This window comes from Caballeronia sp. SBC1 (genome assembly GCF_011493005.1).
Taxonomy (GTDB): domain Bacteria; phylum Pseudomonadota; class Gammaproteobacteria; order Burkholderiales; family Burkholderiaceae; genus Caballeronia.
The window spans coordinates 2,880,080-2,892,775 of the sequence record NZ_CP049156.1 but is presented as its reverse complement, the minus strand read 5'-3'; the positions used below and the strand labels follow the sequence as shown (position 1 = coordinate 2,892,775).

The following is a 12,696-nucleotide window of genomic DNA, read 5'->3' as shown; positions in this document are numbered from 1 at the left end:
TCACTGAGCGTTCGACAGAACGGTTTTGTTCAGCAACGCGGACAGCGACCGCACGTGGTTGATGAGTGCGCCCAGTGCTTCCTTACTTTCCGTTGAAAACTGGCCATAGTCTGCCGGCGCTGTCTGCTGGAGTTTGCCGAGCAGCGACTTCATGCCGATGGTGTGAATAAGTGTCAAATGCTTGAGACCGTCGATTTCGCCAGCGGCTATCCTGAGCGAGGCAATGCCCTTCTCGATGGGTATCCGCCGTTCATGTGCGTCTGTCGCAACCTTCCCATTCGCTCGCCACACGAAGAGTCCACCGCCAACTACTGCGGCTCCGGCCATGGTCCAGCCTATGGGGCCAGCCAATGCAAGCAGCGCGCCGCCTGCGGACATCCCACCACCGCCTGCGGCCAGTGCCCCACCGCCCAACCAAGCGAGCGCGGCGTTCGTTGCTGCTGCGCCAGAAAGCGAGGCAATGGCCGTACCCGTTGAGGCCGTGCCGAACGTCGTTGCGATGGCCATAGCAGCTGTCGGGGCCAGCAGTGCCGTCGAAGCACCGGCAGCCACACCCACTCCCGTGGCCGCGCCACCGGTCACATTTATGTCGTGCATCTGCCGGTCGACTTCTGCGATGACACCCTCGAAGGTGTGGTACTCGACCTTATACTCGGCAAAGGCACGGTCGAATTCCTTCGGCGTCGAAGCGAGACTGTTGACGTAAGTCTCGACAGCACCAATCAGCAGTTCGCTGCTATCGCGGCGCAGGTTGTAGAGCGCGGTGGCAAGAGCCTGAACTTCGCCCTGGCGCTTGTCATATTCTTTGGCAGCCGCCTCGAGTTGATTGCGAGCGGTTGATGCTGCCTCTCTATTAAGCATGTGACTCTCCGGTTTCTATCTGACTTCCCCAACGCCGGCCACCCCGGGCCGAAATATCGCGCTGGGCACGTACTGCGACTGCGTGCTGCATTCACTTCTCGGAATCGGGACCAAAAGTAACCCTTCGGTTTATCGGCGCGTGGGGCGTCGAACTTTAGGCCAAATCGCAACACCTGCCCACCCGCGGGAAATAAACCAACAAGCACGCGTCTCGCTTGAGGTCAGATACTGAAACGCGTTTGGGACAGTTCATGTCCTAATGCGGATACGTCAATCAAAAAAACGGGCGTTCTTCACTACGTTTGAGACAACGCGAGATACGCGTACATCCGGCCGCGAAGTATTGCGCGAGCGCATCGCCGGGAGCGGGGTTTGGACAAGCCAAACGGTAGCCTGCATGGCAGTGGCGCTGAATCGGGACATAAAGTGTCTCAATCAAACGTAGAATCCGGTTCGTCGGGCATCGACGCCAGAGCGTAAATTCCGCGCTAGTGGCACGAGAAGAAATCGAGAATAAAATGTACAAGAGGACCAATGACCACAAGCCTTGACGAAGCAATCCTGCGTATCCTGCCGACGGAGCGTGATGCAACGGCATGGATGACCACACCCGAAGTCCGGCAACAACTTGAAGAACGCGGGCATCGCACGAAGTATCCGAAGAAGGTTTTGCGCGAGCTGGCCAAGCTCGAGAAGAAAAAAGTTGTTTTATCGACGTCAAATGGCCGCGAACTGCTCTGGCAACGAAAGCCGTGGTTGCACGGCGCGCGCGACGGTGCGGGTCTGATGGGGGCCGCCGAAGCAGTTGCCTTTCACATTCTGCAGCGCTTCGCGGGCAACAAGCTGCCTGCCGCTGTTACCAAAGACCTCGAGCCGCTTTTCTCCGCCGCCGAGGTGCGGCTTTCCCAGGAGAAAGCAGACAACCGGATTTACCGGGCTTGGCCTGATAAGGTCGACTCAGTCGATGGCACCTTTGCGCTTATCCGCCCCAATCTGCGTGAAGACATTTTCCACGTTATTGCGACGGCGACTTTCTTCGAAAGAGAAGTGTGTGTGAAATACCGCCCAGCCGGTAAGCCTGAGACAGAGGACCTAACACCGAAGACGCTATGGCCGCTCGCTCTGGTAGAGTCCGCCGGTTTAATGTATATGGTCGCGCAGGACCCTTCATTCGAGCCACGCAAGGACAAGCCGAGGATTCAGTGGCTGCGAAGTCTCTTCCGGCTCGACCGAATTGTGTCGACGGTTGAATCTGGTAAGACGTTCGCTTACCCGGAAGACTTCAGTCTGCGCACCTATGTTGAGGGCGAGCAGGCGTTCAACTTCCTGACAGAGCCAGCGGTGAAGCTAAGCATTGCGTTCGATGGCAACGCTGGAAACCATCTTAAGGAAACACCGATGGCGAAGGACCAGGAACTGGCGACCCTCGCCGACGGGAGACTGAGGGTGACAGGTACCGTCATTCCGAGTCTGAAGTTGCGCTGGTGGCTCCGCTCGTTCGGCGCCAACGTCGAAATCCTCACGCCTGTATCGATGCGTGAAGAATTCGCCGCCGAATATCGGAAGCTCGCAGCACGCTACGAGTCGTAACCTAACGCCGAAGACTATGAGCTCGAGCAGAAATGCTTAAGCGGGGCCATAAGGTTCTTTGCTGCTACACATAAGTCGAACCGGGCCAGCTTCACGCGAGCCCGTAGCAATCCGATACCTTGCTATTTACAGTTTGATGCGTAGTGCAGGGAATTTGATGTCTGGAATCTTAATTTCTGGCGCAGGCGGCATCCAAGGTTTCTTTTCCGACACTGCTGCGGCCCCAACCACATCAAGGGTGCCTCCTGCCTCTAGTTTGTGATACGCCTTGTGGCGGATGTATGCCACTTGGATAACGCACGGCACGGTTACGCGGTAAGCGGCGCTCGCCAGCGCTGCTACGCCGAAGACCAATGCCAGTGGAATAAAGGCTGTGCCCAGAGCGAGGCTGCCTGCAAGTGTCGGCGCCAGCCCCACCTTTGCTCCGACGACAATCCCCCGACCAAGAACTGACGTTGCAGTGCTGTCGGCGACGAAAGCGGCAACATTCAAGCGGACATCCCCGTGCAGAGGCGCTGCACGCAGCGCACTTGCAACTTCCGCTCGTTTGGTTCCAGGCAGGTCACCCAGTCCGACGTTCAACAGCGTTGCACGACGCTGGTCGTCGTGCATGGCATCGAGGGCATCTAAAAACAGCCTACGAAGAATCTGGGTCTCCACCGACGACGCCCGTTCCGAGCCATGAACATCTAGCTTCAAATGCTTCGCAGCGTCCCCAACGATTTCTTGGTAAGCGGCGCCTTCTCCGCCACGCATGGCATTGACAATACTATTGCCGCCGAAAAGCCGGATTTCCTCGGCGATTAGATTGCGGTCGCTCCGCCCATAGACCTTGGCTTTCCTGCAAGCCATCAGTTGTTCGAAGTGAACCTTGGACAAGGTATTGCGCCCGTTTCCTTTGTCAGTGAGGTGCTCGACCAGAATATCCAGGTCTTCGTTGTCTGCGACTTGCAGGACAGCGCTCAGGCTCCACCACTTTTCGTCAAACTCTTTGGTCATGTGTTCCTCGGTTTGTTTTCTGATTGACCATCTCGGGCTTACATTTTTGTTAACGGAATTTGGCGCCCGTACTTGAGTCGCATACACTCGACCGGCTCGCTTGGACGCTCAAGTCATGCTTGCGTGATTGAACAAAGATAGCCGGCGATGCGGACAGCTTGTGTCCCGATGAACGGGAAGAATGACCCTGTTGCGACCGAACAGGTATGGAAAATCCAAATGAAGTCGAAGACAGCAGGAACAGCGGCTGTGACCAGCCCCTACACCCCGAAGAACATCGACGAAGTAATCACGCATCTTGAGCGCGTCTTGGCAATATACGGCGCGACCACGGTACTCGGTCGGCACTACTGGCACATGAGAGTGTTGCAGATTGGGACGACGCCTTGCCTCACGCCTGGACAGCGCGCACGAGTTGTTCGGCTATGCAAATCGTTTCCCGGCGCATCAGGGCCCTCAGCTTCACAGCCTTCAATCCTTCACCCTTGAGGTCACGATGAAGAACCCCCATCGCATGAGCCGGGTATTTGGGAGACCTCGGCGGAAAAATTCGACGTCCTTGTTCGACCCTGAGCCGCGTGCTGTTATTGAGAGTTTGGGTCCAATCTGCACGCCAAGCCTGGAGGCTAAAATACCATCCGGGTCGGCAATCATTCACTACTGAAGATTGCTTGTTTGCTTCCCGAATCGCGCCTTAGGATACAAATTTACCAACTTGAAGACAACCCCCATGCGAGCTCGACCCCGGACCATTCAAATCACCGAGCAAAGCCCAGACCTCGAACCCATTCGGGTCGCCATTTATACTGCCGGCATCATGGAGGCAACCCACGTACCGAGAGAGCGTCTTGCCGAGTTCTTCAAAATGCAGCAGGCGTGCAAGCCCAGCGTCTACATCCTCTTTGGCAAGAGAAATGAAGATAAAGCCTATATCGGACAGACCGGAAACCAGGCTGGGCACCGTCTGCAGCATCACGGATGGAATCGGTCTGATTGGCACCATGCGCTTGTATTAACATCGCGAGTCATGGACGCATTCAATGCTGCGCATGCGCGTTACTTGGAAAACTATTGTATGGAACAAGCGAACGCTGCAGGTCGGTATCCACGAGGGAACCAGAAAAACGGCGATGCTGGACATGTCGGCCAGGCGATGGAGTGGGATTGCCAGGTTTTCTTCGATGAGGTCAGAGAACTCGCGAAGGCGCTCGGGTTTCCTGTCTTTCATGCAATTAAAGAAGACGGAGTCGTCCGCGGCCACGCTTCTGGCCGCCAAGCTCTGGAATTTGGGCGGCAAAACTCGGAAGAAGAATCTGACATGGTCCCTCTGGCCGTCAAATCGGAACAGCAGTCGGCTTAGGAGGCGGTGAGCGACCCATTGCACCGAAGATGCTCTGTATCGAACAGTCTTCAGATGGGCCGCCCTAATAACTAAATGTATTTGGCCAGCTCTAAACGCCTTGAAGCGCCGTTGAGAGCAACCGATACCGACGTTGAAGTTCGGACATGAGGTTGCCTTCCCTGACTTCTTCTTTAGCTATCCGCCTAATGTGGGCCTTTTGCTTCCCACCCGACAGCTCGGGAAACGCTTTAACCAGTGCGGCGTGAATCCGCGTCGCCTTATCAATCCTCACGTGCCCCTCGTGGTAGACGACGCTCACCATGTACAGATTTTCGCTTGACTCGGCTTGCTCCTCTTCTGTTAAATGCTGCGGTGGGACCTGCCTGACCCGAAGGTAAAATGGCCACCAGATGACGTCGTTTTCATCCGCCTCGACGTAGTCGTTCCATCCGTAGTCGAAAATCTGAATCCAGTTGGCCCCGGTTTCGAACACGAATCTTTTTCCTGGAATGGCCGCCTGAAGGTCCGCTTTTACAAACGACAGATTCTTCATCCGCGTAAGGCGTCTCACCAGCTCCGGATAGTGCTGCGTAAAAAGCCAGAGGTCGCTCGCCGGGTCGCCGAGCGTGAGCGCCTGATATTTGCTCAGGCGGGTCGAGCGCGCCTCCGCAAGCGGCTTGAGGAGCGGGCGATATTCCCGCGTCAGGAGCGATAGCATGGTGTCAACATCTTTCTCGGATTGTGACTCGTAACCTGACTGCCGCTGGCAATAGGAAATAAGCAGACTCGCGGACTGGTTGCCTCGCTTAAGCTGTGCCTCCGCTCGGGTCGCGCCGGCCTCCAGCCAGCTGTAATCTAGATATACCCAATAACGAGCTAACTCTTTCAATTCCAGTTGCTGTGAACGCCCTTTATCAAGCGCAACAAGCGCCACGTGATAGTTCGCAAAACTCGGGTGGCGCGCCACCAATTGCTGCACAGAGCGGCGGTAACGTTTGAGCTGTTCGTTACCGTGCATTGACTTGTATTTGTTTTCAACGACGATGACAAACTCGTTGACCGGGTCGACGATGAAAAAATCCAGATGGTTTCCGGTTTCTATTCGGTACTCGCGCATGAGGAGTACCGAGTGGAACCCTGTCATCATGATTCGCGAAGGCGTCCAGTGGGCAAAGAACTCCGCATTCGGGCCGTCTTGCACCTCGCAGTTCGCCCACGCGGCTGTCAGAAAATCTTTGAAGAGAGCGTCGCCCTGTCCATGCCCTTCGCGAGGGTTGAGTAACCACTGCAGCATCTGGGAGTGTTGCGTCTCCTGCGGTTCGATGATGTCGAATATGTCGTTGGCGCGCTTGAGCGCCTCGATGGCGTGCCCAAGGTCCGGGTCGCTTACAAACGCCTGAAATAAATCGACATCGTAGGCGGCGGCCGTCACTCGTCTTGTTCTTGTAGTCATTACTCCCCCGAAATGGACGGCAAATTATGCCGCAAATGGATGAAAAATTTTGTTCCGCAGTGCGTGCCTTAAGCGCCCCAGCATAAGTTTCTAATCCACTCGACGAATGATGGTTGCTCTTCATTGCTATTAGGGCGACGCTCGGTTCATTGCAGGATTCCCTCAAGTGCATCGAGCACTGCGGGGCCTCGCTAAAGGGTTTCACTCGAGCAACAGGCCAAGTCGAGGACGAGCCGCGTATAGGGCTCGAATTGGTACTAACGCAGCAACTCACCGTCAGGGCGGACCTCGAGCCGATGTGAACGCTGTGTTCGGAGCGAACTGTAAAGGAAGACCCTTCGCGCGCACTCCGGTGGAAGGACCGGACGACGCTCGCTCCCGACGCCGTTTATTAAAGTCTCACCGTCCACTTGACGGTATCTAGAATTAGTTCCCATCCTCGCGTCTGATTCGGCACTCAGCCTTATATGGTTCACAGCAATCCGAAGTGCTCATCGCGAAGCAACCGTTCGACGTCGTCGAAAAAATCATGGCTTGATGTCGCAGCACGCCCTGACTACTGCGGGTAGTCACGAGCGCGTTGGCGACAGAAGGTTAGTCTTCACCTATTGCTCTATTGATGTCCTCGACCAACTTCTGGTAGCGGTCTTTTGGGCCACCCGAATACCCGACAAACGCGTTCTTCACAGCTTCATCTGCAAGCCAGTGCTTTATGACTTGGGCGAAAATCCGCTTCTTTGCCAAATGAAGCTCTTGTGCGTCCTCGACGAACCCCGCCTTCCACTCAGCTATCCGCTCATCGGAATTCGGCTCTCCAGCGTATTTAATAGAGGCTTCTTTGACCTTGTTATACAGGTCGGCAAGGTAACGCCACTGAGCGGCAAATCGTGCATAGAGCGCGGTGTAGACGGACCCAAACACAACAGCAAGCCAGGATGCATGCTGGTCCCAAAAGTGGAAAAGCCGCGGCCAATCGAATTGCGTACCTTGTCGACTGGGGTCGATTACGTCATGTAGGGCTAAACCCGCGGGTAACAGCAGGAAAAAAATCCAAATTGCAACGAATAACGCGCGGAGCAGAATGATACTTCCCCCGTTCGCTCGGTCAAGAACAACGAAAAACCATTCCCCTGAAATGAGTTCCACAAGCGTGCCGAGTACCCTCGAAGTCTTATGCGCTATCGTAAATTGCTGACGCGGTGGAGGTCGCAAATTAGTCATAGAAAGTCGTTAACTCATGGGCAAGCAACTCGGTATTCGCACTTATGGACGAACGCGTTGAAGCCGCAGGTGGGCAAAAGTTGAACCGAGCGAAAATCACACCAATAGGCTTACCATTAGTAGTTGACTCGACCACCTTTGTCCCAAAAAGTCCGAACGCTAGAGCGTGTTGCGAACCTCGGCCACTAGCATGGTTTCGAACAACGTCAGCCCTGAAAAAAAGCTTGATGAACTACGCAGTCTGTCGAGAGTCAGGTCGAGCGTATCTGGCGTACCTAACTGCTGCCACACGACCTGGCCTATCTGGGTAGGAATTCCGTATTCATCTAATGCATTTACGATGGGGCTCCGGCCCAAGTTCTCGATTTGAACAATGTATGCCTCGTAATTTCCCGGTTGCCGGTTGTATCGCTCAAAGATATGTCGTTGAATCCGGTTCAGCGCCGATAAAAGGTTCGGCGCCCGGAATTCTGCCCACTGCCGTTGGAAATCGAGCGTCAGTTCAATTGCCTCGTCGATATCCATTCCATCTTTCTTGAACAGTTCGACGGCATCCTCGAAACGTTTCGCTCGCAATGTCATCGAAAGCAAAAATGAAAGTTGCGAACCGCTACCTGCACCGCTTTTGAAACGCCCGTTGGTGAAATACTTCCAAATTAGTTCGCAGGTCCACCGCAACTGCGGTATGGACGGATATCCCCGCCAGTTCAGCATCGCGTGCGCATTGTGGAAGTCGCTAATTATTGCATTGGCGATATCAATCTGCGCCGCCGGGTCGATGCCCGCGTTTTCTTTGAGTAATTCCAGCGGCAACAACGGGTCATTGTAGTACTTAGAGACCTTGTCAGCGGACGCCTGACTGAGTTCATCGGCATCAACCTGTATGAGAAGGGCATCGCTAGCGTTAGCGGATTGCGTGACAATTGGTATGTCAATGAACGGCAAGTCTTCTTGAGGAGGCTCGTGGTACAGGTAGACGTGTCCGATGAAGTGTTCGCGCATACGCCCCGACCGGCCGCGAATGTTTGAGAACGTGAAGTAGTCGAACTTTCTCGTCGCAATCTTGTTATCTAAGATGATGACATTCTTGGCGCGAGTGTTGACGCCTTCAATGAGCGTTGACGTGCACACGAGATACTTCAGCGCACCTTTATTGAAGTTGCGTACAACCAACTGCGTTAGCGACCGGGGCAGTCTGCCGTGATGCACGCCGATTCCCGCGTCCAAGGCAGCGGCAAACATCCACTGTGGATGGAAGTTAGCGCGGACCCATGCGGCGGAGGCTTTAGCCTCGGGAGATGATGACTCGGACAACACATTTTTTAACCTAGTCGCTACGGTTCTGGCGCGGTTGGGCGACTGGACGTAAATCAAGGTCGGTTCGTTGAGCCGCGAGCAGAGCTGTATAGCGTGCTGGAGGTCATCGTCGACGTCGAATTTGTGAATTTCCGATACAACCGTGTTGAAGTCGGTCTTGATGAAGATGCAACGGAATCTGTCGGAAAACGCCGGGGGTATCCCTTGAATGTTCGGACCGAGCATATAGAACTGCTTCGCTTGTTTCGACAACTTGTAGAACGCCAAGTTAAGTGTCTGCGCCCGTTCACTTTCGTCCGACGGATTCAGCTTGTAAAACTCGTCGATGACGAAGAAATCCGTATTTTTAATGTTCTCGTTTTCGATGACACGCTCTTGCGTATGAACGAAGATATTGCGTTCGCCCGGCTTTTGCGAGGAGTGCGTAATAACTCTGTACAGCGGCCCGAACCGAGCCAGCCGCCGACGCGTTTCATCCAGTAGCGCCAATGTTGGCACGACGATAACGATGTTGTGAAAGCGCCGGGACGCAACAACCGCGTCGACGATAAGGCTTTTGCCGAAGCTTGTCGGCGCACTGAGCACGACACTCTGTCCCGACATTAACAATTGGAAGACCTGCCCTTGCACTCGATGAAAGACAGTGTCTGAGCCGGTCGCCGGTCTATGGGCTTCGTATGCGATGGCGTCGGACAATCCCAGCCTATCGGGCTCGAGGTAAGGGAATAATCCTGCTTCCCGCACGAAGGCATCCAAGATTGAGTCATACTGGCCTAGCAGATGTCTCATGTCCAGCAGGCGAATGACAAGTTCCTGTCCCTTTGCTTCGTCGGCGCTACCACGAGTCGCATTGAGAAATGAGGAGACGTCCCGAAGCAAAGAAAACCAATCTGTGCTCTCAGTGGTTCTTGCATCCACAATCTCTTTGCGGAGACGTTCAAGACTCAAAGGCATTGTGCGGCCTCCAGCTTTTTGTGTAGTTCTTCCACCAAGAGTTTCTTTTCTTGAAGGGGAAGCAAAATCAGTCGAACGTGGACGTTCGTCAGATTGTTTTTCGATTTGAATTTCGCGTAGTGTTTTTCAAGCTCGGTTGTCATTGCGTGGACATACTGCTCTGAATATTGGGTGTGGACACCGGTGACAGGGCTGTTGTAAGTAAGAAGCACCGGCACACAAACCGCTTCGAAGACCTTGTCCAAAGACACGTTTTCGTCCATCAGCGCCCGAAGCTTTTCGGCGTGCGGCCACGCTGAATCGATTTTTCGCTCAAGAAGTAGAAACTCATTCCGTAAATATTCGCGCTCGAAGTGAGCATCGAGTTCCGAACACACGTCGTCAATCGCCGCGTTGATATCCTGATAAAACTTCACTTCGCCGAGCCAAAGCTGAAGACCACTGTGGGTCGGAACCACGTGGACAGCATCGAATCCCTTGACGGTGTTGTTGACTGAGTCCTTGAAGAAAATCTTGGATATTGCCGGTATGGTGTTGAATAGTTCTTTTAGCGCGACGTGCAGAACAAGTTCACCGAATTCACCGCGACTCTTGAACTTTTCGGTTTGGTAAATCGTTCTGGCAGCGGCTGCTACCCGTTCCATCGCGTTATCGAAATTGATAGCTTCGCGCTCGGAATATTGCAGACAGAAATCAGGCAGGGAGCGAAAAAGTACGGTCGCTAACTGTTTCACCCGCCACGAACCGAGTTCGAAACCGGCACAGATGCCTGTGATTCCTGGCATCCGTGCCGCGTCGTCCAACACAACGTTAAAAAAACGCCCCGACATAATGCGGTCCATCTATTTACGTTCTTGCACAGAGTCGCGGCCCGAGTGTTGTGCGCCGCGGTTTATCGGTTACTCAGCGCTGTGCTTTCCACTGATACCAATTTTGCGATTCGTTTCATCGCTTGCTCGACATCTGTTGGTCGCGCGTGTACCTCTAACACCGAAATTAAAAGCTGTAGAGACGATGCTTCTGAACTTTGTCTCACCAGCGATTCGTTTGTGTGGTGCAGGATGGCATAGTCACCGAGCACGATAGTATGCAGTCAATTGTCAACCGCCACTGACCGGTTACAAGAGGTGCCGACGCATTATAGTCACCATCTTGCGACAGCTTGTCATGAAGTTGATTTGCACTTAAATTTAATCGTTGAAATTCAACACAAGTTTTTTGGAAAAATCCAATAAAATCATGATTTTAAAGGATGGGTGACTAGCGAGTTCTAGTGGGCGAAAATCGTGCTGCAGGTAGGCAAACGCTGTAGTTGGCTGCCTACAGGGTGTCATGTATGCGTTGACTTGGTTGAACCGGAATAAGCATGTGTACAAGCTACGAAGCGAACCCCGGTCGACGGAATCGAAGCGTTTACATGTTTGCTCCTCCTGCGTTCCAATACATCGGTGAAATTCACAAGGAGTGTAGAGTGCCCATATTCCAGCGGGTCGAAGCGGATTCCACTGCTAACGATGCAGTTTGCCCCATTCCCTGTCAGGTTCTTAGTGCTCTTCTATGAGATAGGCGTACGTTCGACGCGTGCATCGGCGGTCACTCTTATCAGTTCTTGGTAGAAGCCTCCGTTTCCTTAGCGTTATGCAGGCGCAAGGCCGAGCTCGAGTGTCACGTCCGCTCCCGAGAGGGAAGGCTCTCTCCACCGATGCAAGAGCAACTTGGTATGCCGTATTTGGCAGTCGAAAGCGCGGGGGCGTCTGGGCAAATTCGCGCTCCCTTCTTGCGCGGCTCGATATTCGTAAGCATCAGCATCTCCCAAATTCACGCATTTTGCCGAATATGTTCTGTTCCCGTAAAATTTACTTGCACCGCTCGCCCTGGTTTGGTAGGGTGGCACTCCCGGCGATAGGCACTCTGGTGGCGCCTATCCTCCATTGCGTCACTATGTGATATCGAGATATAGCATTGCGGATATCTTTCCCATATGCATATCAGTTTTGATTTGTGGTCATTACGCGCAGCGCTAGACAAGCCGGGATTGAATGGAGAGAGCTGCTATGAATAATCTTACTTTCGTACAGCGTCTAGTTCTTGCATTGATTCCCTTCGTAACCGAACTCGTTCGGTTGGCAGGGGCTGTCATCAAGAACGTGACCATTAATTATAAAAATCATGGAACCTCGCTGGGATTCGAAGTTTGAGTTGAAACCTGGGAAATGGGTCTTCGTTCCTAACGTCGATACGATAGAGCTTGGACGGAAAATTAAAGACGACCTAAGCCAACGGTGGAAGGCGCCGGCGTACTACTACCATCTTCGTGATGGTGGCCACGTAGCCGCATTAAAAGTACACCTCGGGCAGACCTGCTTTATTCATGTCGATGTCGAGAATTTTTTTCAGCGCATTAATCGCAGTCGGATAACTCGTGTCCTGAAAGGGATTTACAGCTACGGTGAAGCTCGCGATATCGCGAATCTCTCGACAGTGAGATTCCCTGAAGGTACGGAAAAGCGTTACATACTGCCGTATGGATTTGTGCAGTCCACTTTGCTCGCAAGCATCTGTCTGCGTAAAAGTGCACTTGGCAATTATTTGAAGAGACTCACTGCGGCCGATGGCATAGAAGTGAGCGTCTATGTCGATGACATAATAATTTCACTAGCTGACCACGCATCGGCGGAGGTTATTTTGGCCGAGATTAAGAGCGTATCCGAAAAGAGTGGTTTCGATTTAAATAAGAAAAAAGAACAAGGGCCGGCCGACAAAATCCGCGCTTTCAATATCGAGCTGTCACAGCACTCTCTGCATGTATTGCCTGACAGGTGGCTTGCGTTCCTCGACGCGATGCGAGGAAACGAGAATCCCCATCGGCAGCAAGCCATATTGGGCTATGTCGGCTCTCTAAATCCGGCTCAAGCCACTCAACTTCAGGCCGAGGTATTCTGAAACTCGCTGGGATGAA

9 protein-coding genes are annotated in these 12,696 nt (G+C 53.4%); 3 read left to right on the top strand and 6 right to left on the bottom strand.

Going from position 1 to position 12,696, the window contains the following annotated elements; all coding sequences use genetic code 11:
• On the bottom strand, nt 1–861 hold the full coding sequence (locus tag SBC1_RS12780; protein ID WP_165987878.1) for a hypothetical protein: 861 nt from the start codon (nt 859–861) through the stop codon (nt 1–3).
• Nucleotides 862–1,461: 600 nt separating this feature from the next.
• On the opposite strand from SBC1_RS12780, the gene SBC1_RS12775 reads away from it, so the two are divergent.
• On the top strand, nt 1,462–2,451 hold the full coding sequence (locus tag SBC1_RS12775) for a helix-turn-helix transcriptional regulator (RefSeq protein ID WP_371826728.1): 990 nt from the start codon (nt 1,462–1,464) through the stop codon (nt 2,449–2,451).
• Nucleotides 2,452–2,577: 126 nt separating this feature from the next.
• On the opposite strand, the gene SBC1_RS12770 is transcribed toward SBC1_RS12775, so the two are convergent.
• The gene (locus SBC1_RS12770) at nt 2,578–3,450 is read right to left on the bottom strand and encodes a hypothetical protein (protein ID WP_165987874.1); all 873 of its coding nucleotides are present in this window, start codon (nt 3,448–3,450) and stop codon (nt 2,578–2,580) included.
• Nucleotides 3,451–4,180: 730 nt separating this feature from the next.
• Here SBC1_RS12770 and SBC1_RS12765 point away from each other — a divergent pair.
• On the top strand, nt 4,181–4,810 hold the full coding sequence (locus SBC1_RS12765; RefSeq protein WP_165987872.1) for a GIY-YIG nuclease family protein: 630 nt from the start codon (nt 4,181–4,183) through the stop codon (nt 4,808–4,810).
• Nucleotides 4,811–4,901: 91 nt separating this feature from the next.
• Here the strand turns inward: SBC1_RS12765 and SBC1_RS12760 are convergent, their stop codons facing one another.
• The 4 genes from SBC1_RS12760 to SBC1_RS12745 form a co-directional block, all read right to left on the bottom strand.
• Nucleotides 4,902–6,245: a PD-(D/E)XK nuclease family protein gene (locus tag SBC1_RS12760; protein ID WP_165987870.1), complete on the bottom strand. Its 1,344-nt coding sequence runs from the start codon at nt 6,243–6,245 to the stop codon at nt 4,902–4,904.
• 594 nt (nt 6,246–6,839) lie between these two features.
• Nucleotides 6,840–7,391: a hypothetical protein gene (locus SBC1_RS12755; protein WP_165987868.1), complete on the bottom strand. Its 552-nt coding sequence runs from the start codon at nt 7,389–7,391 to the stop codon at nt 6,840–6,842.
• A gap of 234 nt (nt 7,392–7,625) precedes the next feature.
• Nucleotides 7,626–9,737: a DEAD/DEAH box helicase gene (locus tag SBC1_RS12750; RefSeq protein ID WP_165987866.1), complete on the bottom strand. Its 2,112-nt coding sequence runs from the start codon at nt 9,735–9,737 to the stop codon at nt 7,626–7,628.
• Nucleotides 9,728–10,579, bottom strand: a complete 852-nt coding sequence (locus tag SBC1_RS12745; protein ID WP_243830207.1) for a DUF1837 domain-containing protein — start codon at nt 10,577–10,579, stop codon at nt 9,728–9,730. Before SBC1_RS12745 ends, SBC1_RS12750 begins: the two co-directional genes overlap by 10 nt.
• A 1,327-nt stretch (nt 10,580–11,906) precedes the next feature.
• Between SBC1_RS12745 and SBC1_RS12740 the strand changes: the two genes are divergently transcribed.
• A complete protein-coding gene (locus SBC1_RS12740) occupies nt 11,907–12,680 on the top strand; it encodes a reverse transcriptase domain-containing protein (RefSeq protein ID WP_165987864.1) in 774 nt (257 codons plus the stop codon).
• The last annotated feature ends 16 nt before the right edge of the window (nt 12,681–12,696 follow it).

Excerpts from the sequence above, each read along its gene's own strand:
- SBC1_RS12750 (WP_165987866.1), bottom strand. The coding sequence starts at position 9,737 with ATGCCTTTGAGTCTTGAACGTCTCCGCAAAGAGATTGTGGATGCAAGA.
- SBC1_RS12760 (WP_165987870.1), bottom strand. The coding sequence starts at position 6,245 with ATGACTACAAGAACAAGACGAGTGACGGCCGCCGCCTACGATGTCGAT.
- SBC1_RS12775 (WP_371826728.1), top strand. The coding sequence starts at position 1,462 with ATGACCACACCCGAAGTCCGGCAACAACTTGAAGAACGCGGGCATCGC.
- SBC1_RS12740 (WP_165987864.1), top strand. The coding sequence starts at position 11,907 with ATGGAACCTCGCTGGGATTCGAAGTTTGAGTTGAAACCTGGGAAATGG.
- SBC1_RS12780 (WP_165987878.1), bottom strand. The coding sequence starts at position 861 with ATGCTTAATAGAGAGGCAGCATCAACCGCTCGCAATCAACTCGAGGCG.
- SBC1_RS12745 (WP_243830207.1), bottom strand. The coding sequence starts at position 10,579 with ATGGACCGCATTATGTCGGGGCGTTTTTTTAACGTTGTGTTGGACGAC.
- SBC1_RS12765 (WP_165987872.1), top strand. The coding sequence starts at position 4,181 with ATGCGAGCTCGACCCCGGACCATTCAAATCACCGAGCAAAGCCCAGAC.
- SBC1_RS12770 (WP_165987874.1), bottom strand. The coding sequence starts at position 3,450 with ATGACCAAAGAGTTTGACGAAAAGTGGTGGAGCCTGAGCGCTGTCCTG.